Annotated in this window: 23 protein-coding genes and 1 pseudogene; 11 read left to right on the forward strand and 13 right to left on the reverse strand. The window is 66.0% G+C overall.

The window, feature by feature from the left end:
- Nucleotide 1 precedes the first annotated feature (1 nt).
- From BFL43_RS11325 to BFL43_RS11335, 3 genes are read right to left on the reverse strand one after another with little or no spacing between them, the layout of a single operon-like run.
- Entirely contained in the window at nucleotides 2–808 is an 807-nt protein-coding gene (locus BFL43_RS11325) for a transglutaminase family protein (protein WP_084892649.1), read from the reverse strand.
- On the reverse strand, nucleotides 795–1,724 hold the full coding sequence (locus BFL43_RS11330) for a diacylglycerol kinase (RefSeq protein ID WP_084892650.1): 930 nt from the start codon (nucleotides 1,722–1,724) through the stop codon (nucleotides 795–797). The genes BFL43_RS11325 and BFL43_RS11330 overlap by 14 nt, the downstream gene beginning before the upstream one ends.
- A complete protein-coding gene (locus tag BFL43_RS11335) occupies nucleotides 1,721–3,298 on the reverse strand; it encodes an FAD-binding oxidoreductase (protein WP_084892676.1) in 1,578 nt (525 codons plus the stop codon). Before BFL43_RS11335 ends, BFL43_RS11330 begins: the two co-directional genes overlap by 4 nt.
- A gap of 62 nt (nucleotides 3,299–3,360) precedes the next feature.
- Between BFL43_RS11335 and BFL43_RS11340 the strand changes: the two genes are divergently transcribed.
- Genes BFL43_RS11340 through BFL43_RS11350 form a run of 3 tightly spaced genes read left to right on the forward strand, consistent with a single transcriptional unit; the run spans nucleotide 3,361 to nucleotide 6,744 of the window.
- Nucleotides 3,361–3,969, forward strand: coding sequence for a TetR/AcrR family transcriptional regulator (locus BFL43_RS11340; protein WP_084892651.1), 609 nt, complete (start codon nucleotides 3,361–3,363; stop codon nucleotides 3,967–3,969).
- Nucleotides 3,966–5,531 carry a glycerol-3-phosphate dehydrogenase/oxidase gene (locus BFL43_RS11345; protein ID WP_206186653.1) on the forward strand — a complete coding sequence of 522 codons (1,566 nt, stop codon included), beginning with the start codon at nucleotides 3,966–3,968 and terminating at the stop codon, nucleotides 5,529–5,531. The genes BFL43_RS11340 and BFL43_RS11345 overlap by 4 nt, the downstream gene beginning before the upstream one ends.
- A 46-nt stretch (nucleotides 5,532–5,577) precedes the next feature.
- Nucleotides 5,578–6,744: an acyl-CoA dehydrogenase family protein gene (locus BFL43_RS11350; protein WP_084892653.1), complete on the forward strand. Its 1,167-nt coding sequence runs from the start codon at nucleotides 5,578–5,580 to the stop codon at nucleotides 6,742–6,744.
- Here the strand turns inward: BFL43_RS11350 and BFL43_RS11355 are convergent.
- On the reverse strand, nucleotides 6,738–7,829 hold the full coding sequence (locus tag BFL43_RS11355) for an aminotransferase class V-fold PLP-dependent enzyme (protein WP_084892654.1): 1,092 nt from the start codon (nucleotides 7,827–7,829) through the stop codon (nucleotides 6,738–6,740). The genes BFL43_RS11350 and BFL43_RS11355 overlap by 7 nt on opposite strands.
- Nucleotides 7,830–7,938: 109 nt before the next feature.
- Here BFL43_RS11355 and BFL43_RS11360 point away from each other — a divergent pair, with 109 nt between their 5' ends.
- Nucleotides 7,939–8,502: a hypothetical protein gene (locus BFL43_RS11360; RefSeq protein ID WP_084892655.1), complete on the forward strand. Its 564-nt coding sequence runs from the start codon at nucleotides 7,939–7,941 to the stop codon at nucleotides 8,500–8,502.
- 1 nt (nucleotide 8,503) lies between these two features.
- On the opposite strand, the gene BFL43_RS11365 is transcribed toward BFL43_RS11360, so the two are convergent.
- The 3 genes from BFL43_RS11365 to BFL43_RS11375 are packed head-to-tail and all read right to left on the reverse strand — an operon-like array spanning nucleotide 8,504 to nucleotide 10,121.
- A complete protein-coding gene (locus tag BFL43_RS11365; protein ID WP_084892656.1) occupies nucleotides 8,504–9,316 on the reverse strand; it encodes a hypothetical protein in 813 nt (270 codons plus the stop codon).
- Nucleotides 9,313–9,729: a hypothetical protein gene (locus tag BFL43_RS11370; protein WP_084892657.1), complete on the reverse strand. Its 417-nt coding sequence runs from the start codon at nucleotides 9,727–9,729 to the stop codon at nucleotides 9,313–9,315. The genes BFL43_RS11365 and BFL43_RS11370 overlap by 4 nt, the downstream gene beginning before the upstream one ends.
- The gene (locus tag BFL43_RS11375) at nucleotides 9,726–10,121 is read right to left on the reverse strand and encodes a hypothetical protein (protein WP_168176612.1); all 396 of its coding nucleotides are present in this window, start codon (nucleotides 10,119–10,121) and stop codon (nucleotides 9,726–9,728) included. The genes BFL43_RS11370 and BFL43_RS11375 overlap by 4 nt, the downstream gene beginning before the upstream one ends.
- Nucleotides 10,122–10,201: 80 nt before the next feature.
- Here BFL43_RS11375 and BFL43_RS11380 point away from each other — a divergent pair.
- Nucleotides 10,202–10,890: pseudogene (locus tag BFL43_RS11380) on the forward strand (EthD domain-containing protein).
- Nucleotides 10,891–10,909: 19 nt separating this feature from the next.
- Here BFL43_RS11380 and BFL43_RS11385 read toward each other — a convergent pair.
- Both BFL43_RS11385 and BFL43_RS11390 read right to left on the reverse strand, forming a co-directional pair.
- Complete coding sequence (locus BFL43_RS11385) at nucleotides 10,910–11,758, reverse strand: LLM class flavin-dependent oxidoreductase (protein WP_084892658.1); 849 nt, start codon at nucleotides 11,756–11,758, stop codon at nucleotides 10,910–10,912.
- Nucleotides 11,727–13,133 (reverse strand): MFS transporter, encoded by a 1,407-nt coding sequence (locus tag BFL43_RS11390; RefSeq protein WP_143695265.1) that lies wholly within the window; start codon nucleotides 13,131–13,133, stop codon nucleotides 11,727–11,729. Before BFL43_RS11390 ends, BFL43_RS11385 begins: the two co-directional genes overlap by 32 nt.
- An 89-nt stretch (nucleotides 13,134–13,222) precedes the next feature.
- Between BFL43_RS11390 and BFL43_RS11395 the strand changes: the two genes are divergently transcribed.
- From BFL43_RS11395 to BFL43_RS11405, 3 genes are all read left to right on the forward strand, one after another.
- Entirely contained in the window at nucleotides 13,223–13,798 is a 576-nt protein-coding gene (locus BFL43_RS11395; RefSeq protein WP_084892659.1) for a YqgE/AlgH family protein, read from the forward strand.
- Between the two features lie 104 nt (nucleotides 13,799–13,902).
- Entirely contained in the window at nucleotides 13,903–15,936 is a 2,034-nt protein-coding gene (locus BFL43_RS11400; RefSeq protein WP_084892660.1) for a CocE/NonD family hydrolase, read from the forward strand.
- A 21-nt stretch (nucleotides 15,937–15,957) separates the two neighbouring features.
- The gene (locus tag BFL43_RS11405; protein ID WP_084892661.1) at nucleotides 15,958–16,215 is read left to right on the forward strand and encodes a DUF3072 domain-containing protein; all 258 of its coding nucleotides are present in this window, start codon (nucleotides 15,958–15,960) and stop codon (nucleotides 16,213–16,215) included.
- 4 nt (nucleotides 16,216–16,219) lie between these two features.
- Here BFL43_RS11405 and BFL43_RS11410 read toward each other — a convergent pair whose 3' ends face one another.
- Complete coding sequence (locus BFL43_RS11410) at nucleotides 16,220–16,663, reverse strand: SdpI family protein (protein WP_084892662.1); 444 nt, start codon at nucleotides 16,661–16,663, stop codon at nucleotides 16,220–16,222.
- A gap of 83 nt (nucleotides 16,664–16,746) precedes the next feature.
- Here BFL43_RS11410 and leuS point away from each other — a divergent pair, with 83 nt between their 5' ends.
- Entirely contained in the window at nucleotides 16,747–19,593 is a 2,847-nt protein-coding gene (gene leuS, locus BFL43_RS11415; protein WP_206186654.1) for a leucine--tRNA ligase, read from the forward strand.
- Between the two features lie 17 nt (nucleotides 19,594–19,610).
- Here leuS and BFL43_RS11420 read toward each other — a convergent pair whose 3' ends face one another.
- Nucleotides 19,611–20,051 carry an SRPBCC family protein gene (locus BFL43_RS11420; protein WP_084892663.1) on the reverse strand — a complete coding sequence of 147 codons (441 nt, stop codon included), beginning with the start codon at nucleotides 20,049–20,051 and terminating at the stop codon, nucleotides 19,611–19,613.
- A 114-nt stretch (nucleotides 20,052–20,165) separates the two neighbouring features.
- On the opposite strand from BFL43_RS11420, the gene BFL43_RS28930 reads away from it, so the two are divergent.
- The gene (locus tag BFL43_RS28930) at nucleotides 20,166–20,333 is read left to right on the forward strand and encodes a hypothetical protein (protein ID WP_168176613.1); all 168 of its coding nucleotides are present in this window, start codon (nucleotides 20,166–20,168) and stop codon (nucleotides 20,331–20,333) included.
- A 16-nt stretch (nucleotides 20,334–20,349) separates the two neighbouring features.
- The gene (locus tag BFL43_RS11425) at nucleotides 20,350–21,186 is read left to right on the forward strand and encodes a DUF4436 family protein (RefSeq protein ID WP_084892664.1); all 837 of its coding nucleotides are present in this window, start codon (nucleotides 20,350–20,352) and stop codon (nucleotides 21,184–21,186) included.
- A 9-nt stretch (nucleotides 21,187–21,195) separates the two neighbouring features.
- Here BFL43_RS11425 and BFL43_RS11430 read toward each other — a convergent pair whose 3' ends face one another.
- Both BFL43_RS11430 and BFL43_RS11435 read right to left on the reverse strand, forming a co-directional pair.
- Nucleotides 21,196–21,522, reverse strand: a complete 327-nt coding sequence (locus BFL43_RS11430) for a TfoX/Sxy family protein (protein WP_084892665.1) — start codon at nucleotides 21,520–21,522, stop codon at nucleotides 21,196–21,198.
- Nucleotide 21,523: 1 nt separating this feature from the next.
- Complete coding sequence (locus tag BFL43_RS11435; RefSeq protein ID WP_084892666.1) at nucleotides 21,524–21,910, reverse strand: nitroreductase/quinone reductase family protein; 387 nt, start codon at nucleotides 21,908–21,910, stop codon at nucleotides 21,524–21,526.
- Nucleotides 21,911–21,954 lie beyond the last annotated feature (44 nt).

Genomic DNA, 21,954 nt, shown 5'->3' on the forward strand with positions numbered 1-21,954 from the left:
TCTAGGTGAGCGAGACCAGCTGACCGAGATCGTCGCTGGGGAGCTCACCGTCGACGACCGCGGTGACGGTCGCGTTGTTCAGCACGATGCCGCCCTTGTGGTTGTCGAGGAACGCGGTGTCGGCGGCGTCGCGGCCGGTGGCGATCCGGATCAGGGTCTGCCGCGGCGCGAGACAGGTCGCATCCACCACGCGCCACTGGCCGTCGACGAAAGCCTCGGCGACGGCGTGGAAGTCCATGGGGTCGCAGCCCGGTGCATAGACCGCCACCAGCCGCGCCGGCACGTTCACCGCTCGCAGCGATGCGACGACGAGATGTGCGTAGTCGCGGCACACCCCGGCTCCGGCGAGCAGCGTGTCGGCAGCGCCGTCGATGGGATCGCTCGAACCGGGCACGTAGTCGAGATGCGTTCCCACCCAGGCCGATACCTTCTCAAGCAACTTGGCCGGTTCGGTGATGTCGCCGAATTGCTTTGCGGCAAAACCGAAGAACTTGTCCGCCTCGGCATAACGGCTGGGCCGCAGGTAAAGCGACAGATCGTAGTCGGACACCGGTGCGGGCTCGGTGTTGCCGATCACGGTCGCCTCGTACTTGGCCTGCAGGTTGCCGACGCCGGCGTGCATCATGTGGATGCGGTTGCCGTGGGCGCCACTGATCTCGCGGACGTCCAGGGGCTTGCCGTCGAGGAGGAACGACAGCGACTCGGTCACCTCGGTACCCGGATGGGGCGCGATCGCGATCTGGAACTCCAGATCGGTCTCACCGGTGATGTCGACGTCGAGGTGGGCAGATACGTCACGTTTGAGCACGGGACTCCTTCGAGGGGATACGAGGTACCAGGAAGGTTACGGCACCGGGGAGGGTTTCGATGGTCGCGGGAAGCATGCCGACCCGATCGCCGTCGGCGTAGATGGGCGCAGCGGGCTCGCATTCGAGCACGATCTTGCGGCCCCGCAGTTGTTCGACCTCGGGCCGGTGAATGTGTTTGCCGCTGTACACCGTTGGGAAGAGCGTGAGCAGGCGCAGTCGGGAGCCGCTGAGTACGAGCGTGAGGTCGAGCAGCCCGTCGTCGATGATGGCGTCAGGTGTGATCTGCATCCCTCCGCCGTACGAACGGGTGTTGCCTACCGATGCCAGGACGAGATCGCGTTCGATGGTGGTGCCGTCGACGGTGATCCGGTAGTGGAATGGCTTCAGCTTGGCGATCTCGGCCACGGCGGCGATCGGATACCGCAACTGGCCCTTCGGCCGCGCCAGCATGTTCGCCCGCTCGGTGACCAGCGCATCGAGCCCGGTCGCTGCGACCGTTCCGAACACGGAGGTACTGCCATCGGCGAGAGTGATCTGGGCAAGATCGATGCTGCGTTCGTGACCGGCGCCGATGATCGCCGCGGCGGCGACCGGGTCGTCGATCGGGATACCAAGTGCGCGTGCGTGATCGTTGCCGGTGCCGGCTGGCATGAGGCCGATGGACGTACCGGTCCCCCGCACCGCCTCCAGCGCCATTCTGATACTCCCGTCGCCGCCGATGACCACGACGGCGTCGTGATCGGACCGGGCGGCGGTGTGCGCCAGCTCCTGCGCGTGGGTCGCGTCGCGGCCGATCATCTCGGTGACGTCGAGGCCGTGGGCACCGAGCGCCCCCAGTGCGGTCTCGGCGGCACCGGCTCCGAGACCGTGACGTGCGGAAGGGTTGATCAGTGCGGCAATGCGCCGGATGGTCATGGGATCAGTTTGCCCGGGTTCAGGATCCCGGTGGGGTCCAGGGCGTCTTTCACCGCGCGCAGAATCCGCACGCCGACGTCGCCGATCTCTGCCCCCACCCACGGGCGATGGTCGGCACCGACCGCGTGGTGGTGGGTGATCGTTCCACCGCCGGCGACAATGGCCTCGGACGCAGCGGCTTTCGCGGCCTGCCACTGCACGATGGGGTCGCGCTCGCACCTGTAGACCACGGTGAAGTAGAGCGAGGCGCCGGTGGGATAGGTGTGCGAGATGTGGCAGAGCACCAGTGCGGGTGATCCGGACGTCGTGATCGCATCGGTGAGCGCGGTGGTCACGGCGTCCTTCAGTGCGTAGAGGTTGTTCCAGGTGGTGGCGGTCTCGAGCGTCTCGCATCCGACCCCGACGGCGAGGAGGGCGTCGCGCAGGTAGGGCGCGTCGAATCGGCCGTGCTCCCAGGCCTGCCCGCGCGGAGCGCCGAGGGAGCGGCCCCCGGCCTCCGACAACACGGCCGCGGCGAGCTCTTGCCGTGCCTGTGCAACAGGGCCGGTGCCCTCGAAGGTGGTGATCGCCAGGGCCCCGCCGGAGACGGTGTCGTCGGTGGCGCCGATCTTGCCGGGGCTCGCGAGGTTGACCCCTGTCTCCGCCTCGTCGGACAGTCGCATCACCGTGGGACCGCCACCTTGCTGCGCGACGGCGCGCAATGCTGCTGCACCAGTGATGAAGTCAGGAAAGTGCCAGGCTTCGTGGAGCGTGACCGGCGGCACGGCACGTACTCGCAAGGTGACCTCGGTGATGATCCCGAAGGTGCCTTCCGAACCGAGGAACAACTGGCGGAGATCGGGTCCGGCTGCGGTCTTGGGGGCGCCGCCTAGGTCGAGGATGCCGGCTGGGGTGACCACTCGCATGCCCGTCACCATGTCGTCGAACCGTCCGTAGCCCGCCGAGGCCTGCCCCGACGATCGCGTGGCCGCGAACCCACCGATGGTCGCGAACCGGAAGCTCTGCGGGAAGTGGCCGAGCGAGAACCCGTGTGCGCCGAGCAGTTCTTCGGCGCGCGGTCCGGTGACCCCGGCGCCGAGAGTCGCCTGATTCGAAACCGGATCGATGGAGACCAGCTGGTCGAAGTTGCGGAGGTCCACCGAGAGGACGGTGCGCAGACCACCGGCATCGGGATCGAGGCCGCCCACGACGCTGGTGCCGCCGCCGAAGGGCACCACGGCGATCGACCGGTCGGCGCACCAGCGCAGGAGTTCGGCGATCTGATCGCTCGTTGCCGGCGCGACGACGGCGTCGGGGGCGTCCTGGTGGGGCTGCCGACGCCGGAGCAGATCGAGGGTCGACTTTCCGCCGGACCTGATCAGCCGGTCTCCGTCAGCAGTGGCGACGGTGCCCACGATGGCCTCGAGTTCAGCGACATCGCTGCTCGTCAAGCGGCTGGGGGACAGCTGGACCTCGGTCGCGGCCGGTGCGGAGATCGGGTCGCCCGAGATGCCGAGGACCTGGCCGAGCAGGTCTTTGATGGGCTGGGGAAGTGTGGTGGCGGACTCGGCGGAGCCCCAGGCGTTCCACTGCATCGGTGGAAGTGGCAGTACGTGCTGGGGGTAATCGGCGCTCATGCGTTACAGTTTTACATAACATGTCAATCCGTAACGATAGTCCTGAACTGAGTTCTCGTGAATCCGACACGACGAACATCACCGACCGCGTGCTCGACGCAGCCCGTAGCTGCATGTTGCGCGCAGAGGGCGGCAAGATCGCCCTCGCGGAGGTGGCCAGGGTCGCCGGCGTCAGCAGGCCGACGGTGTACCGACGCTGGCCGGATGTGCAGTCACTGACCGGCGAACTCCTCAATCGTGAGATGGCCGAGGTGCTGGCCTCGGTGCCGGAACGTGGCAGCACGCTGGAAGAGCAGGTCGACCGCTTCGTCGACGTCGCCCAGGGCCTGCAGGAGAATGCGCTGTTCGCTGTGCTGTGGCGGGAACCCGCCACGGCCCTGGCGCAATACGTCTCGGTGCGCCTGGGCACGAGCCAGCAGATGTTGCTGGCGATGATCGAATGGGCCATCGGCGAGGGGCAGGAGCGCGGCGACATCCGCCCGGGTAGGCCGGACCAGCTGGCCGCGATGGTGCTGCTGATCAGCCAGTCGGCAATTCAGTCGCATGCCCTGGTCGCTCCCATCCTCGGTGACCGGTGGACCACCGAGTTGCGATACGCGCTCATGTCCTACCTCAGGATCCAGTCGTGACCCTCGAACCGGAGGATGTCGCCGACGGTGCGCTGAACGCGTCGCGGCGTGGCCGCGAGCTCGCCGAGTTGGCCTCTCGCACAGAGCCGTTGGACGTCCTTGTCGTCGGCGGCGGGATCACCGGTGTCGGCGTCGCGCTCGACGCCGCATCCCGGGGACTGTCGGTGGCGCTGGTCGAGGCCCAGGATCTGGCTTTCGGGACCAGCCGGTGGAGCAGCAAACTGGTGCACGGAGGCCTGCGTTACCTGGCCAGCGGCAACGTGGGGATCGCGCACGAATCCGCGGTCGAGCGGCACCGGATCATGACCGACATCGCACCACATCTGGTACGTCCGATGACACAGGTGCTGCCCGTCTTCACGGGCAGCCCGGTACTGGGCAGGCTCGTGACCCGTGCCGGCATGTTCGCCGGAGACCTGTTGCGCCACAATGCGAAGACGTCGGCCGAGCTGCTTCCCCGGTCCCGGACGGTCTCGGGGGAGAAGGCGGCCGAACTCGTTCCGGGTCTGCGCAGGGACGGGCTGCGCTCGGCCGTACTGGCGGCCGATGGCCAGCTCGTCGACGATGCCCGGCTGGTGGTGGCGGTGGCCCGCACCGCTGCCGCACACGGCGCGATCATTCTCACGTACACCCGCGCCACCGAGGTGACCGGTGACGGCGCCACGCTGACAGATGTCAGGACCGGACGCCGGGTCGCCGTCAAGGCCCGGTCGGTGATCAACGCAACCGGGGTGTGGGCCGGGCAGGTCGACCGGTCGATCACGCTGCGCCCCAGTCGCGGAACACATCTCGTGGTCTCCGCGCAGGCACTGGGGAATCCGACCGGCGCGCTGACCGTGCCGGTGGCCGGCAGCATCAGCCGGTTCGTCTTCGCGTTGCCGCAACAACTCGGCCGCGTGTTCATCGGACTGACCGATGAGGATGCGCCCGGACCGATACCCGATGAACCACGGCCCACCGAGGCCGAGATCGACATGCTCCTCGAGACGATCAACAAGGCACTGGCCCGGCCACTGGATCGATCGGACATCCTCGGGGTCTTCTCGGGCCTGCGTCCGTTGGTGGACCAGGTCGGCGCAGGCGTCGAGATGAGCACATCGGACCTGTCCCGCAAGCACCTCGTCGCGTACACCGGCGGCATGATCACCGTGGTCGGGGGCAAGCTCACGACATACCGGCAGATGGCCGAGCAGGCCGTGGACGTCGCCCTCACGCGGTCCGGAGTGCCTGCCGGACCGTGTATCACCGCAAACCTTCCCCTGATCGGTGCCTCCGGCGCCGCAGTCGATTCGGCGCTGCCGCCGTCGTTGATCGCACGTTTCGGTGGGGAATCGGAGCACGTCATGGCTGTCGCCACCACGGATCGTCCGGCCGCACTCATCGCCCCCGGTATCGACGTCACGCGCGCGGAGATCGAGTTCGCGATCACCCACGAGGGTGCGTGCACGGTCTCGGACATCTTGGCCCGACGTACGCGGATCGGTTTGGTGCCAGGCGACGCCGACCTCGCGGCCGGAGCCGTCGCGCAGATCCTCGACGGTGCCGCCGAGACATCGGCCTGAGCAACGTCGAGCCGAACCGCCGTGCGTGCGGTTAGTGTGGGCTCTCATGAGTGAAGTCAGTGCCGACGATCTCGCCGACATCGTGGCCGCCACGCGCAGCTTTGTCCGCGAGCAGGTGATTCCCCGTGAACAGGAGATCGCCGACGCAGATGCCATTCCCGACGATCTGCGCGAAGCGATCAAGGACATGGGCCTGTTCGGGTTCGCCATCCCGCAGCAATGGGGCGGCCTCGGACTGGACCTCGAGCAGGATGTGGCATTGGCTCTGGAGCTCGGCTACACCTCACTCGCGGTGCGCTCGATGTTCGGAACCAACAACGGCATCGCCGGCCAGGTCCTGGTCGAGTTCGGTACAGCCGAGCAGAAGCAGCTTTGGCTGGCGCGGATCGCCTCGGGGGAGGTGGTCGCGTCGTTCGCGCTCACGGAGGACGGCGCGGGGTCAAACCCGGCGGGTCTACGTACGAAAGCCGTTGCCGACAAGGATGATTGGATAATCAGCGGGTCCAAGCGTTACATCACCAACGCGCCGTCCGCGGACTTGTTCGTGGTCTTCGCCCGTTACCGCGACGCCGACTCCGGCGGGCCGGGCATCGCGGTCTTCCTCGTCCCCGCCGACGCCGAGGGGGTCAGGGTCGGTCCCACGGACAAGAAGATGGGCCAGTCCGGATCACAGACGGCGGAGGTGTACTTCGACGAGGTGCGGGTGGACGGGTCCGCATTGGTGGGAGGCGATCCCGACGTGGGTTACCGGGCCGCGATGACCATCCTGGCCCGCGGCCGGATCCACATCGCCGCGGTCGCGGTCGGTCAGGCACAACGTGCGCTGGACGAATCGGTCCGCCATGCGGCGCTGACGACGCAGGGCGGCAAGGCAATCGGCGACTTCCAGCTCGTGCAGGCCATGCTCGCCGACCAGCAGACCGGGGTGATGGCCGGCCGGGCGCTCGTGGCCGAGGCCGCCCGGAAGTGGGTTGCCGACGAAGACAGGAGAATCGCGCCGTCGGTGGCGAAGGTCTTCTGTACCGAGATGCTCGGCAACGTCGCCGACCTGGCCGTACAGATCCACGGCGGCGCGGGGTACATGAACGGTGTTGTGGTGGAGAGGATCTACCGTGACGCGCGGCTACTGCGGCTCTACGAGGGCACCAGCGAGATTCAGCGGTTGATCATCGGTGGGGGACTGGTGCGGGCCGAGAAGAAGCGCAATCAGTAACCCATTCCGCGCAATTCGTTGGCCAGCGTATCGAGGTGCGACCGCTGGACGTCGAGGTGCGGGGAGATCCTGAGCACCGTCTGTTCCGAACTCAGGGGTGCCCGCCAAGGATCGGCGCAGGTGACCAGGATGCCGATGGACCGCAGCTTGTTCCGCGCCGCCAGCACGTCACCCGCCTCCCAGCCGGGCGGCGGTGCCAGCGTGACGATCGCGGACGGCTCATCGATGGGCTCGAGCACCTCCCAGCTGCCGATACCGGTCAGCCGTTCCCTGGTGAACTGTCCGATCGTGGCGAGCTCACGGTTGACCCGCGCCGGCCCGAAACTCTGGAGTTCCTGGATCGCGACGCCGAGCCCGAGCCGCCCGGCGATGAAGGCCTCGGAGCTCTCGACCTCGACCGGCCGGACCGAATCGGCCCGCACGGCGAGGAAGCCGACGCCGCGGGGTCCGGCCAGCCATTTGCGGCTCGTCCCGTAGACCACGTCGGCTCCTGATGCGCAGTCCCGTTGGCCCAGTGCCTGCGCGACGTCGACGACCACAGGAACACCCGCAGCGCGGGCGAGGTCGACGATCTTCGAGACCGGTTGCACCACACCGCTGTGCGACCCGATGTGGCAGATGTGGATGAAGTCGGGTTGCTCGAACTGCAGCATGTTCTCGAGCGCGTCGGTGTCGACGTGCCCGTAGACATCCGCCGACGGGATCGTATGCACCGCGTAACCGCGACGCTCGAACTCGTCGAGGTTCGGCCCGAACTCGTTCTTGGCGACCCACACCGACGCGGAGATGGGCAGGTTCCAGTGGGTGAGCAGGGCTCGCAGCGCCGCCTTGGCGGACTCTCGAAAGGCGAGCTCGCTCGCCTGATGACCGACCAGCTCGGCGATGTCACGGCGGCATCTGTCGAGCGATTCGGCGATCTGTTCCTCGGCGACATACGCACCGCGCTCGGCCTCGCGCCACAGGTGCGATGTGATGGTCTCGATCACCCGCTTCGACGAACGTGATGCCGATGCCGAGTCCAGGTGGATGCTCACCGGCTCGGTACGGGCGCGATGCCAGAGGTCACCGAGCTCGCTCACGTACATCCGTAGAACCTCCTGGGCTGGTGACCCCACCTGAGTGCTTGTCGGCTCTCACGCTACCGCGAAGGCACCCGATGGAACCGAGACACCCGATGTCGCCGTCATATCCGGCATGGAGCCGACAATCGAGTACGTCTTCGGATCGGGGAACGGTACGACCCACTCGTGGATCTCGCCGCCGGATCTGACCCTCGGGTCGGGTGGTCTCGACGCGGTCAGGATCGACTTCGACGGTGACGGGCGCCTCGACGACGCGATGTGGGACCGCGACGCAGACGGGCGCGCCGACTGCAGCGTCCTGGATCTCGACGACGATGGTCGGCTCGACGCCTGGTTCACCGACGATGGTTCGGGGGTGTGGGGTCGGGAGCTCGAGCAGGGAGACGATGATCTGCGCTGGAGCGATCCGATGGGGGAGCAGCACACCAGTCCGGCCACGACGGATGTCCACGGATCCTGCGCGGGTGTGGACGTCGCCGGTGACGGCGGTACCGACGACAGGGTGTGCGATCGGGATTCTGATGGCCTCGCCGAAATCGTGTTGATGCGATCCGGTGGGCGGTTGTACCTCGACACCGACATGGACTCGCGGCTCGATCAGGTCCTCGTCGACAGCGATCTCGATGGGACTGCCGACGGTGCCATCTCGGTGGGGCAGCCGGGGTTCGTGCTGTGAATCAGGCCGCTTCCTCGCCGGCGGTGCGGTGTCGCAGGCGCCGATCCTCCAGCGCGCGTGCGGTGCGATAGGTGCGGCCGGCGCGCCATACGCGGAATGCCGCCTCGAGTCCCAGCAGCAGCGTCCCGACCATGCAGAAGCTGAGGGCGAGCAGACCCAGGGTCACACTGATCGGACTGTTCTCGGCGACGTGGATGTCCGCGGCCCAGACGAGGCCCGTCCCGATGATCTTCCACGCGGACCAGGCAACGGCGAAGATGCCACCCACCCCGACGACGAAGCGCAACTTGCCCAGTTCGGACCGCACGACGGTCCAGGCGAGGAAGCCTGCCGGCAGCCCGATCCAGATCGAGAAGACGGCCTCGTAGAGCACCACGTTGAAGACGTTCCCGTAGTCCGCGAGGAAATCAGCGCTGGGAGGAAAGTTCGAGTGCACCAACGTGAGATTGATGATCGCCACCGAGCCCGCAGCCCCGAGGACGAGCATCATCAAGCGCTGGTGCAGATCGGGGTCGGTCCACTCGTCGCCGTCGGGATCACGGCTCTTGCGACGGATGGCCATCAGAGCGCCCATCAGGGCGCAACCGGCGATGACGGCCGACGTTGCGCCCCAGATGCGCTCCGAGGTGCTCAGAGGTTCGCGCACACCGCCGAGGGGGATGAGGCTGATGTAGTTCTCGCCGGTGAGGGAGTAGAACGCCATGCACACGCCGAATGAAATGGTGGTCGCGTGGCGGTACCACCCGCCGCGCAGCGCCACCAGCGCCGCCAGGACCACGCCGGTCCAGGCAAGCGCGCCGAGCGCATCTCTCATGCCACGATGCCAACAGCTCCGAACGCAGCAGTCAAGGCACGGTTGTTACGAGGCTGGCTACCACGGCCTTCGGCGAGGGTGCCGACCGTCGTGGCGAATGCCTCCGACTGGGCTTCTCGCCGCGAGTTCTGATCGCAACCCTCGTGACCGGCGAGCAGATGCCAGGCCTCATGCGCCGCGATGTGAATGCTGTGGGCCTTGGACACGTTCGCCGGGATGACGATGATGGCGGTACCGCGACTGGTCCGCAATGCCGCGCCGGTCACCTCGCCCGAGTTGAGACTGTCAGAAGTGATGCAACGGACAGGGCAACCGAGTTCCTTGGCAAGCCGGATCTCGAACGCCTCCCACGACCAGTCACCCTCGGGGGAGATGGCAGCGGCGAGCCGAAACATCTTCTGGCGGGTCATCATTGTCCGACGCTCTTCTCGGCCTCGAGTACCCGGCTCACCTCGCGAAGCAAGGTGACCAGTTCGGCCCGTCCGGTCGAGGACAGTTGATCGGCACGCAGACCCGCAACCTGCAATCCGGTCTCTTCGATCGCTGCCTGAACCTCTTCACCAAGGGTCCGGGGACTCGAGGAGAAATGGTCTTTGGAGACACCGAAGAACGAGCAGATGGCGTCACGCACGGCGCCGTCCACTTTCATCACGCGCCCCTTGCGGATCCGCCACACGAACTGCCGATCGATGGTCCGGCCGGTTTCGGCCGTGACCCAGTCGGCGATCTCTGCGTTTGCCGTCCGAGAGCCACCTGGCCAGCGGGACGCACAGAGCCTATTGAGCTCGATTGCGAACTCAGACACCTCATCACGATTGCGCATGCGGACCATAGTGCCAGGTGAATAGCCCTTTTGTCGCTATGTCAGCGGCTAAGGTCACTCACGTGGAGAAGGTCATGCTCGCTGTCAGGGGTTCGGTACCGACTGCAGAATGGTGCTCTGACCTGCGTAAACAAGGGTCCGAGATGCGCTTTGAGGGCGTCGCGATCAACGTCCGAGATAATCTGGTATCCGGTTCTAAAATGACGCTGACAACCCTCGATCCGCCGATTGTCGCCGTGGTCAGCGTCTGGGCGGAGCAACACTACGGGCAGCCGATCGCGGAACTCATCGACCTTCTGGGCAGTTCATATGGTCATGTTTCGGCGTATCTGGTGACGGAATCGGTACCGCTGCCGTGCCTCGTGTCGACCCCGGGGAGCGCACCCCGGGGTTGTCGAATCTGGCCTTCATCCGCCGACCGGCCGACCTTGACGAGGCGTCATGGCGCAGGCGCTGGCACCACGACCACACTCCGATCGCGATCGATACCCAGGCGACGTTCGGCTACGTCCAGAACGCGGTCGTCCGGTCGCTGACCCCGGATGCGCCGTCGGTGGACGCGATCGTCGAGGAGTTCTTCCCCATCGAGGCGGTGCACGATGTACACGCCTTCTTCGGCGCCGCGGACGACGAAGAGCTGACCGACCGGATGACCCGGATGCTTACGAGCACCGGCGCGTTCGGGGCGGATCAGAACATCGACACGGTGCCGACGAGTCACTACCTCTACCGGGATCCGTTTGCTCGTTGACCGGCTCTGTGCCGACTGGTCAGAAGGTGGGTGGGCTGGCTTTGATGCGCTCGAGTTGATACGCGATGGGATCGGCCGGCCGGGCCTCCCAGTCGGAATCGAGCCACCAGGTGATGCCGGCATCCGCGAGCTGCGCGGCCTTCCGACGTTCGCCGTCGCGATCGGAGAGGTCGGAGGTGCCCTCGAAGACGATGTCGTAGTTTCCCGTGAAACCGAGCTCCTCGCGCAGCCCACGGATCTCGGCCGCGATGCTCGCCCACTGGTCCACCCCGACCGTGACCGGGCCGTCCGGCATCGAGCCGTCGGTGTTCCGGAAGTTCGGCAGCAGTCCGTCGCAGCGGGCCGCCCTCGCCATTGACTTGCGCGCGCCCTGCAGTCCTACACACCAGGTGGTGATCCGGGGCGTGGAGACGATGGGGTCGGGGAGTTCGAAATCGGTGGGTTGCACCTGGTAATGCTTGCCCGAATACTCGAACGGCTGTCCGGCCCAGAGCCCGAACAGTACGTCGAGACCCTCGTCGAACAACTCTGCACGGGTCTTGCGGCCCTGGTCGCGTTCGAACGCCAGCCAGCCCGGGTGCAGAGCACCCATCCCGACGCCGAGGATCACCCGCCCGCCGCTGAGCCGATCGAGAGTCGCAGTGGTGGACGCGAGATCCCACGGCTTGCGCCGCGGTACAGGGGTCAACATCGTGCCGAGCCCGATGCGTTCGGTGCGCATCGCTGCGGCGGTCAGGGATATCCACGGGTCGTTGCCCCAGAGCGCCTCCCAGCCGAACACCGCATCCCAGCCCGCGTCCTCGGCCGCGACCGCCATTGTTGCGAAATCGGCGGCGTCACCCTTGGGAAAGACGATTCCGTATCGCATGGCGGTCTCCTGGATGCTCGGCGTCTGGGACGGTCGCTTCCTCGCGATTATGGATCAGTCCTACGACAACGATGGCGATCGCGTAGATGGCCGCACCTGCGACGACCAGGCCCGGTGAGCGCCCGTCGTCGGCGATGGTCAGTGCGCCGACGGTGATCGCTCCGACAAACGCGAAGTTGAACAGCGCGTCCTGGAACGAGAACGCTTGGCCGCGCCGGGCGTCCGCGACATCCATCTGCATGGCGGCGTCGCCGCAGAGCTTGCACACCTGGCCGATCAGTCCCAGCACCGCAGCGGCCACACAGATCACGATGCCGTTGAAGCTCCACAGGGTCAGCTGTGCGACGACGCCCACCGCCAATGCGGAGACGACCGCTCGTCTACGTCCGAACCGGGCGACGAGGAAGGGGGTGAGGAGCGCCGCGAACAACATTCCGACCGCGGTCATGGCTGCGACCAGGCCGAATCCGGACAGACCTCCGCCGAGCGTCGAGTTCTTGGTGAGGACCAGCAGCATCAGGGTGTTGAACCCGAACACCAATCGGTGCGCCCCGACCCCGGCGAGCGCGGCGGCGACGGGCGGGGCCTGCCACACCGCGCGGGCGCCGTGCCCGAGGCCTACCGTGACCGCACGAAAAGCGGACCCGCTCGGATGCTGCGGGGTGACCTTGCCGACGACGTCGGGATGATCTGGTCCGAGTTGCAGGGGCTCGAACCGGTGGGCGATCGCGGCGGCGGCCAACGCGACGACCACGGCCCCCATGACTGTTGCGGCGCTACCGGAATTGTTCGACCCGAAGATCTCGCGCAACGCCAGCGCGCCGCCCGCACCGAGAGCGAGCGCGCCGGCCCCGATGGTGGTGAAGAAGGAGTTCATCCCGACCAGCAGATCGCGTTCGATGACATGTGGCAGACCAGCGGACAGGCCTGACGCCACGAACCGGCTCGCGCCGGTGACGGCCAGTGCCGCGATCAGGACGCCGGTGTCATTGGCGCCGGTTGCGATCACCAGGGCGACCAGGGAGACCAACACCGCACGCAACACGTTGGCCCAGACGAGCACCGTGCGTCGGTCCCAGTGGTCGAGCAGGGCGCCGGCGAACGGACCGATCACCGAGTAGGGGAGCAGCAGCACTGCCATCCCTCCGGCCACGGCCATGGGATCGGCATGACGCTCGGGGTTGAACAGAATCGCACCCCCGAGCGCGGCCTGGAAGAGGCCATCGGTGAACTGACTGCCGAGACGCACCGAGAGCAACCGGAAAAGTCCCGGTGAATGGCGAAACGACCGCACGAACTGCCGCAGCGGCAGGCGATGGCTACCGGAGCAGGAGGGCAGCCCAGAGGCCGCCGCGGTCGGTTCTACGTTCACCATGACCAGCGTACAAACCTTGCGGCCACGGCGTGCCGCCGCGGCCGAAGTGCGCACGCGAAAATCGCCCTTGACCGTGACATGATGAAGCGATGTCACCCAGTTCAATCGAGGTGTCTGCAGGCAGCTTGCTCATGGCCTCGACGGATCTGGCCGAGCCGACCTTTCGGCGCACGGTGATTTACATCATCGAGCACAACGACGCGGGCAGTCTCGGCGTCGTCCTCAACCGGATGAGTCAGACGGCCGTGCACAATCTGTTGCCCGCGTGGACCGACACCGCGGCGCGGCCGAAGGCGATCTTCGTGGGCGGTCCGGTGAAGCAGGACTCGGCTCTGTGTCTGGGAGTGGTCCGGCCGGGGGTGAGCATCGGTCATCTACCGGCACTTCGCCACGTCGAGGGCCGGGTCGTACTGGTCGACCTGGACGCCGACGCCGAGGACCTGACGGAGGCACTGTCGGGCGTCCGGATCTTTGCGGGGTACGCGGGCTGGGGGATCGGGCAGCTGGGCGACGAATTGAGGACCGGTAGCTGGATCGTGGCGCCCTCGCTACCCGACGACGTCCTCGCCCCGGCGGAGATGGACCTGTGGTCGCAGGTGTTGCGCCGCCAGCCGTGGCCGCTGCCGCTGCTCTCGACCCACCCGATCGAACTCGAGAGAAACTGACGTCCCGTTCACACCTTGTTGTGAGCCTGTTACTCTTCCTCAGCAGTTGTGAGCGTCGTCTCATCGGCGATGCTGGGGGTCGGGGTGCATCAGAGGGGGAGTCGATGAGGCTTTCGGTTCGGTTCGTGGGGATTGTCGCAGGGGCGATGTCACTGGCGTTGACAGCGGGATTGATCAATCCTGTTGCCGCGGTGGCAGATCCGAGCGGAGGCGCCGATGGTGAGCGCTGGATCGCTGAGCACGACACCAATTTGCAATACCCGGGAACCCACGTGCAGTGGGACGTCCCGATCACGATGAGCGACGGCACCGTGCTCAAGGCGAACATCTACCGGCCCGCTGATGCAGCCGGGCGCCCGGTCGACACCAAGACGCCGGTGATCCTCAATATGACGCCGTACACCAAACTGGTCTCCGCGGTCGCCGAGGCGGCGCTGTCCAACCCGGTGCTCGGACCGCTGGCCATCCAGCTCGCCGATCTGCTGAACTTCTCGGGCACACCGATCGACGGTCTCGCCGATCTCATCCAGGCGCTCAAAGGTGGCGGCGTACAGGCCTTCTCGGTCGACTCGAAACTCGTCCGCTCCGGCTATACCCAGGTGGTCGTGGACGTTCGCGGCACCGGCTTCTCCCAAGGTGTCTGGGATGTCTTCCGGGCGCGGGAACAGCAGGACACCCTCGAGGTCATCGACTGGGCCGCGAAACAGAAGTGGTCCGACGGCAAGCTGGGTATGAGCGGTATCTCTTACTCGGCGATCAACCAGATCCACGCCGCCAACAAGAACCCCGAAGCGCTCAAGGCGATCTTCCCGGTGGAGCCGGGTGGTGACCTGATCCGCGACATCGTCGCTCCCGGTGGCGCACTCGGCTTCGGGTTCCTGCCGTTGTGGCTGACCCTGGTCAACGGGCTGAAGTTCGTGCCGGACGTGGGGTCGATGCTCGATGGCACCTTCGACTGGAAGTGGCTGTCGTCGCGACTGTCCGATCCGGCGGTCTTCGCACCTCAGCTGCTCGACGCGCTGACTGCCCCCAGTATCGGTGAACTGCCGCCCCGGACGATGAATCTGCTCGACGAGAGTTCGGCAGAACGCACCGGGTGGCAGGACTACGCCCAGAACATCAAGGTGCCGACCATGATCTACGGCGGCTGGCACGACCTGTTCACCAACAGCGAGTGGCGGATGTTCGACAACATCCCGCTCTCCGGCGGCAAGAAGCAACTGATCATGGGCCCGACGTACCACATCAATCCGGGCACCAGATTCGGTGAGCCGGGCTATCCGCCTCGGCTGGATGTGTTGCAGCAGGCCTGGTTCGACAAGTGGCTCAAGGGCATCGACAACGGGATCGAGAACTACGGTCCGGCCACGCTTTACCAGCAGGGCAACGGGTGGATCACCGCCGCGGACTTCCCGCAGCCGGGGATGGAGAACCAGCGGCTGTACCTGTCCGACCGGGCCAGCGGCACCGCGCCGCACGCCGTGCGCGACGGGTCTCTGTCCACGGCGCCATCGAACAGCCGTGGCCGGTTGACGATCGCACCAGGCCTGACGACGCTGTGCTCACGGGACGCCGCCCAGCAGACCGCGGGGATCGTCGGGGTGTTCTCCTTCTGCGCCGATGATGCCCGGATCGCCGAGTCCAATGCGCTGACGTTCACCACGGCGCCGGTGACGACGGCGACGACTGTGAGTGGTCCGGTGAACCTGCACCTGAACACGGTCATGGACGCCACGGACGGTTACTGGACGGCGACGCTGAACGATGTGGCACCCGACGGCACCTCGACGGTGCTGACCTCCGGTCAGGTGATGGCGTCGCTGCGCGCACTCGATGAGGAGAAGACCGGCTACGCACCGAACGGTGATGTGGTCGACCCGGTGAACTCGCTGACCCTGGAGACCCGTCAGCCGGTGGTCCCCGGTCAGCCGGTGCAACTGGACGTCGGTCTGCTGGCCACGGATGCGCTGATCAAACCCGGGCATCGGCTACGCGTCGACGTGTTCGCGATGAACTTCCCCAAGGGGCTGCCACTGCGGCCACTCCTGAACGAGTCGGAACTCAAGCCCGAACACATCCAGCTCGACCCGAACGCGCCGAGTTTCATCAATCTGCCGGTGTCGCGATTGGTTCCCTGAAGTTCTGGGTAGACCGACGACATGACATCGAACAAAGATTCGGAGAATGGCAGTTCGGCGGAACCCGATACGGGTGAGGTCCTGGGCGCAGGCGCGGGCAACACGACCGAGAAGGATCCTGACGACTGGGTGACCGGGGATGAGCCGATGACCGGGGCGCAGCGTAGTTACCTGGACACCCTGGCTCGCGACGCGGGCGAGACGATCACGGCCGACCTCACGAAAGCCGAGGCTTCCGAGCACATCGAGCGGCTACGGAAAGCCACCAACAAGGAGTGAGGCGTCAGGCCTTCGGGCCTGCGGCGCTGTCCTCGGTCACACACATGCTCTGCAGCGAGCAACTGGTGCATCCTCCGGAGACGCCGCAGTCGGACGCCGGGTCGGGTGCGGCGACGACTGCGGCACGGATGGCGAGGGAACCCACCACGCCTGCAATGCCGATGCCGACGGTGATGGCGGCAAGGGCGACGATCAGACCGACTCCGTCGCCGAGTGCTGCAGCCAGGGCCGCGCCCATGGCCAGCACCACGCCGGCGCAGATGACGCCCGGTCCTGCCACGCGGTTGGCGAGGACGAACGCGTCATCGCTCTGCAGTGTTTCGGCCGACCGGACGCCGAGCCAGCGATTTCGCGGCAGCCGGGACAGGGTTCCGAGGACGCCTGCGGTCAGGCAGACCAGCGCCAGCACCAGCGCGAGAGCGGCGAAGATCAGGGCAGCAACGGTCACCAGAACAGGATACGAGCCCGGTGCAAATCAGCACTGCGCAGGCCGCGGTGTGGGGCTCGCGAGCAACGCTTTACGCTGGTCAAGTGACTGGTTCGACGACTCCTGGCCCTGACGATTCCCCGCAGCACCGTTATACGGCGCAGCTCGCGGGGCAGATCGAGGAGCGCTGGCAGCGGAACTGGACCGAGCGGCGCACCTTCGAAGCACCCAACCCCGTCGGTGAGCTGGCCGGCGACCTCTCGGAGTTCGCCGGACCCGACGCCAAGCTGTTCGTCCAGGACATGTTCCCGTACCCGTCGGGCTCGGGCCTGCACGTCGGGCACCCGCTGGGCTTCATCGCCACGGATGTCTATGCGCGCTTCCACCGGATGAACGGCCACAACGTCCTGCACACGATGGGCTTCGACTCGTTCGGCTTGCCCGCCGAGCAGTACGCGGTACAGACCGGTACCCATCCGCGCACAACCACAGAGGCCAACATCGAGCGGTATCTGGAGCAGATCCGCCGCCTCGGCCTAGGGCACGACGAGCGTCGCCGGGTTGCCACCACCGATGTCGAGTTCTATCACTGGACCCAGTGGATCTTTCTGCAGATCTACAACGCCTGGTACGACGCCGAGCAGGGCAAGGCCCGCCGCATCCCGGAGCTGATCGCCGAACTCGATTCGGGAACAAGGACTCTGGCCGACGGCAGGGTCTGGGCGGACCTCGACCAGGCTGCCCGAGCCGATGTCATCGACGAATATCGGCTCGTCTACCAGAGCGACTCCCTCGTCAACTGGTGCCCGGGGCTGGGCACCGTGCTGGCCAACGAAGAGGTCACCGCCGACGGCCGCAGTGACCGCGGCAACTTTCCGGTGTTCCGGAAACACCTGCGGCAGTGGATGATGCGGATCACCGCCTACAGCGATCGGCTCCTCGACGACCTGGACCTGCTGGACTGGCCCGAGAAGGTCAAGACCATGCAGCGCAACTGGATCGGCCGATCCCGGGGTGCGCAGGTCTCGTTCGATTCCCCGGCCGGGCCCATCGAGGTCTTCACCACCCGCCCCGACACGCTGTTCGGTGCGTCGTACATGGTGCTCGCCCCCGAGCACGAGTTGGTCGACAAGCTCACGACTGCGGCGTGGCCCGACGACGTCGACTCGCTGTGGACCTTCGGCGCCGCGACACCCGCGGCCGCCGTGGCGAAGTATCGCGAGACCATCGCCGCCAAGTCGGATCTCGAGCGTCAGGAGAACAAGGAGAAGACCGGCGTCTTCACCGGGAGTTACGCGACGAATCCTGTGAACGGCGAGCAGGTTCCCGTGTTCATCGCCGACTACGTGCTCATCGGCTACGGCACGGGTGCGATCATGGCCGTGCCCGCTCACGACGGCCGCGACTACGAGTTCGCCACCGCCTTCAGGCTCCCGATCATCGAGGTGATCGGATCCGAGCAGGGCGTCGCCGAACAGGCGTACTCGGGTGACGGACCTTTGGTGAACTCCGGATTCTTGACCGGCAAGTCCGTCGACGACGCCAAGGTCGCGATCATCGAGAAGCTGGAATCAGAGGGCTCCGGCCGCGGCACGATCCAATACAAGCTGCGGGATTGGTTGTTCGCTCGGCAGCGGTACTGGGGCGAGCCGTTCCCCATCGTCTATGACGCTGCGGGAGCGCCACATTCGATCCCGGACTCGATGCTGCCGGTGGAGCTCCCGGATGTCGTCGACTACGCGCCGATCTCGTTCGATCCCGACGACGCGGACAGTGAGCCGTCACCGCCGCTGGCGAAGGCGACCGACTGGGTCAACGTCGAACTCGACCTGGGCGACGGGCTCAAGGACTACACCCGCGACACCAATGTGATGCCGCAATGGGCGGGTAGCTCCTGGTACCAGCTGCGGTACATCGACCCCGAGAACTCGAAGGAATTGTGCGCCAAGGAGAACGAGGCGTACTGGATGGGCCCGCGCCCGGACCTGCACGGCCCGACCGATCCCGGTGGACTCGATCTCTACGTCGGTGGTGTCGAGCACGCGGTGCTGCACCTGCTCTATTCACGGTTCTGGCACAAGGTGCTCTTCGACCTCGGTCACGTCTCCTCGGCCGAGCCATACCGCCGGCTCTACAACCAGGGCATGATCCAGGCGTACGCGTTCACCGACTCGCGGGGCATCTACGTGCCGGCCGAAGAGGTCACCGAAGAAGATGGAAAGTTCTTCTACGAGGGCAACGAGGTCAACCGCGAGTACGGGAAGATGGGCAAGTCGCTCAAGAACTCCGTTGCGCCCGACGACATCTGCCGCGACTACGGCGCCGACACCCTACGGGTGTACGAGATGTCCATGGGCCCGCTGGACACCTCACGGGCCTGGGCGACCAAGGACGTCGTGGGGGCCCAGCGGTTCTTGCAGCGAGCGTGGCGGCTGGTGGTCGACGAGGAGACCGGCGCGACCAGGGTCACCGACGATGCGCTGGTCGACGACACGAACCGGTTGCTGCACAAGACGATTGCCGGCGTGCGCGAGGACTACAGCAACCTCCGCGACAACACCGCCGTCGCGAAGTTGATCGAGCTGACCAATCATCTGACCAAGCAGTACCCCGCTGGTGCGCCGCGAGATGCGGTACAGCCATTGGTGTTGATGCTGGCGCCGGTCGCTCCGCACGCGGCGGAGGAACTGTGGGAGCGGTTGGGCGGCACGGAGTCTCTGGCGCACGGACCCTTCCCGACCCCGGACCCGGTCTGGCTCGTCAACGACACCATCGAGTATGCGATCCAGGTGAAGGGCAAGGTCAAGAGCCGGATCACGGTTGCCGCCGACGCCGATGAGGCAACGGTTCGCGCCGCGGCGCTCGCCGACCCCAAGATCGTCGAGCTCCTCGACGGCGAACCCCGCAAGGTCATCGTCGTACTCGGACGAATGGTGAACATCGTCCCCTGACCCCGGGAGGAAACGGGTCAGGCGGGCGCGTCCAGTTTGGCTTTGAGCGATGAATCGGTGTGTTTGATGACCTGTCCTGCAAAAGGTTCGATCATCGCGCCCAACGCGCGCCCGGCGATGCCGCCGGGAAGCTCGTAGGAGAATTCCACAGACACGTTCGTCCCGCTCTCGGTGTCGGCGAATCGCCAGACAGTTGCCGCGGTGAATCCCTTGATCGATTCGAGACGGATCAACTCGTTCTCGATGAACTCGGTGACCTCCACCGTGGCGGACAACGCCTTCGGGCCCACGTTCATGGCGACGTCGAAAGAGGAGCCGAGTCCGTAGGTGACCTCCGAGACCGGGTCGAACTTCTTCACCCCGAACATCCACTCAGGGACGTGCTCGTGGTCGTTGACGTAGGCGAACGCGCGTTCTCGCGGCGCGCTGACCTGCGAGCTGTGCCGAACTGTTCCCATGCTCGATCTTCCCCTCGTATGTATTACCTGACGAGTAACCTACCCAGGCATGAGGGCACGGTGGGGAGGAATCTGATGACATTTCGACAGCGGCTCGGTGAGGGTTAGGAGTCATTGCGCCAGCCCGGGCTGTGGCCGTACACCTTCGGCACTCTCGAGCCAGGGGAGTCGTCCGTCGCCACTGCCTTCGACTGCGGCTTCACTCCGATCCTCCTGCATGTGGTCACCACATCGAACGGTGATGGCAACTGGGCCGACAACGTCCTCTATTTCGAGCTCTAGCCGATACACTCACCAAATGGTGGAGACCGGTAAATCGCCAACGTGGATAAAGGGTCTGGCAATTGTTGTCGGTTTGCTGATCGTCTACATCGCTGTGCTGGTGGCCTACGCCGCGGGAAACACCGACGACGATTCGGATTCGCGTGAACCGGCAGCGAACGGGGTGCTGATCTATCTGGACATAGATGCTGTGAACGGTGCCGACTACTCGGTGGGCGGTCATGTTTCGGTCTATCCAGGCCCCGACCTGCTCGATGCGAGGGGCGACCTCAAAGAGGATCTGCTGATAGATGTCTCGCCGATGGTCTCCGCCGCGAACATCGAGTTCTCGAGCGGGTCGCGGCCTGGCACATTGCCGGTGACGTTGTACAGCGACGGCGACATTCGGCACTGGCCTTTCGACAGCTACACATCGGAGTCGGTTGCCGTGCAGGCCTACGGCCCGAACGACGCGGCGCTGCCCACCGAGGTAGCGATCACCGATTCGCTGATCGGCTGGGACGTCGAAGCCGGCGACACCGACCCGTCCGAAGGGCAGGCTTTCACGATCACCTCGGCGAGGACTGCCGGGTCACTGACGTTCGACCTCGCGTTGTGCGTGATGCTTGTCGTCCTGCCGATCTGTACCCTCTTCGTGTCGATCCAGACCGTACGTCGCCGCAAGGCATTTCAGCCCCCGATGGTCACGTGGTTCGCGGTGATGTTGTTCGCTGTGCTGCCCCTGCGCAACATCTTTCCCGGCACACCGCCATTCGGATCGTGGGTCGACTACTCCGTGGTGCTGTGGGTTCTCGCCGGTCTGGTCGCGTCGCTGGCGCTGTACGTGATCGCCTGGTGGAAACAGGCTCCCTGACCACCGATTCTACGGCGTCGACCGGGCCTGTTCGACTCCGCGCGCAACCCACGTCTGCAGCTGTCGTTTGGTCTTGAGACCGTCGGCGTCGACGCGAAGCCATCCCCGGGTCTCTTTGTTACGCATGATCATCGGTGACACGGATTTGCCCGTAAGCAGCGCATCGCGCTCGTCGCGGTCCACCCGGACCATGAGTCCGCCTTGACCGCTGGCGGCAACGGCCATGTGCCCGTTGATCAGAAAAGCCAGTCCGCCGAACATCCGCTTCTCGGACACCCCGGGCTCGGGGCCGACCAATTCGCGGATCCGGTCGGCGAGATGCTCGTCGTAGGCCATGTCAGTCCAGATCGACGCGGACGGTCAGCAGGTTCGTACCAAACGTCCGGACGCCAAAACTGTTGAGGGAGGGCAGCGTCTTGAGCCGTGCTGCCGCGTCATCGTCGGGTAAGAGATGCGCGGTTCCGGTGTGCCACTTGCCGCGCAGGCGCACCCGGACGTGCCGATCGGCCTGGATGTTCTTGATGTACTGCGATCCGGTCCCGAACTCCGACACGAGCCAGAACTCGTTGCCGACCCGGCGCCCGCCGAGCGCCGTGCGGCGCGGTTCACCAGACTTGCGGCCCGTCGTCTCCAGAAGGGTCTGGAACGGGGACAGCTTGGCGACGGGGTTGCCCACTCGCCTCTGGAGAGCGAGGGTGAAGCGGTTACGACGATCAGTCGGCACCCCATGGACGATAGACGACGACCCCACCGACCGTCGAGATGTCG

The sequence above is a fragment of the Williamsia sp. 1135 genome (genome assembly GCF_002095395.1).
Classification (GTDB): Bacteria; Actinomycetota; Actinomycetes; order Mycobacteriales; family Mycobacteriaceae; genus Williamsia.

What these genes read in the sequence shown, in the direction of transcription:
- BFL43_RS11420 (WP_084892663.1), bottom strand. Translation starts at nt 20,051, where the DNA reads ATGGGAACAGTTCGGCACAGCTCGCAGGTCAGCGCGCCGCGAGAACGC.
- BFL43_RS11365 (WP_084892656.1), bottom strand. Translation starts at nt 9,316, where the DNA reads ATGAGAGATGCGCTCGGCGCGCTTGCCTGGACCGGCGTGGTCCTGGCG.
- BFL43_RS11330 (WP_084892650.1), bottom strand. Translation starts at nt 1,724, where the DNA reads ATGACCATCCGGCGCATTGCCGCACTGATCAACCCTTCCGCACGTCAC.
- BFL43_RS11335 (WP_084892676.1), bottom strand. Translation starts at nt 3,298, where the DNA reads ATGCAGTGGAACGCCTGGGGCTCCGCCGAGTCCGCCACCACACTTCCC.
- BFL43_RS11350 (WP_084892653.1), top strand. Translation starts at nt 5,578, where the DNA reads ATGAGTGAAGTCAGTGCCGACGATCTCGCCGACATCGTGGCCGCCACG.
- BFL43_RS11385 (WP_084892658.1), bottom strand. Translation starts at nt 11,758, where the DNA reads ATGCGATACGGAATCGTCTTTCCCAAGGGTGACGCCGCCGATTTCGCA.
- BFL43_RS11340 (WP_084892651.1), top strand. Translation starts at nt 3,361, where the DNA reads ATGTCAATCCGTAACGATAGTCCTGAACTGAGTTCTCGTGAATCCGAC.
- BFL43_RS11405 (WP_084892661.1), top strand. Translation starts at nt 15,958, where the DNA reads ATGACATCGAACAAAGATTCGGAGAATGGCAGTTCGGCGGAACCCGAT.
- BFL43_RS11400 (WP_084892660.1), top strand. Translation starts at nt 13,903, where the DNA reads ATGAGGCTTTCGGTTCGGTTCGTGGGGATTGTCGCAGGGGCGATGTCA.
- BFL43_RS11360 (WP_084892655.1), top strand. Translation starts at nt 7,939, where the DNA reads ATGGAGCCGACAATCGAGTACGTCTTCGGATCGGGGAACGGTACGACC.
- BFL43_RS11425 (WP_084892664.1), top strand. Translation starts at nt 20,350, where the DNA reads ATGGTGGAGACCGGTAAATCGCCAACGTGGATAAAGGGTCTGGCAATT.
- BFL43_RS11355 (WP_084892654.1), bottom strand. Translation starts at nt 7,829, where the DNA reads ATGTACGTGAGCGAGCTCGGTGACCTCTGGCATCGCGCCCGTACCGAG.
- BFL43_RS11430 (WP_084892665.1), bottom strand. Translation starts at nt 21,522, where the DNA reads ATGGCCTACGACGAGCATCTCGCCGACCGGATCCGCGAATTGGTCGGC.
- BFL43_RS11395 (WP_084892659.1), top strand. Translation starts at nt 13,223, where the DNA reads ATGTCACCCAGTTCAATCGAGGTGTCTGCAGGCAGCTTGCTCATGGCC.
- BFL43_RS11390 (WP_143695265.1), bottom strand. Translation starts at nt 13,133, where the DNA reads ATGGTGAACGTAGAACCGACCGCGGCGGCCTCTGGGCTGCCCTCCTGC.
- BFL43_RS11370 (WP_084892657.1), bottom strand. Translation starts at nt 9,729, where the DNA reads ATGATGACCCGCCAGAAGATGTTTCGGCTCGCCGCTGCCATCTCCCCC.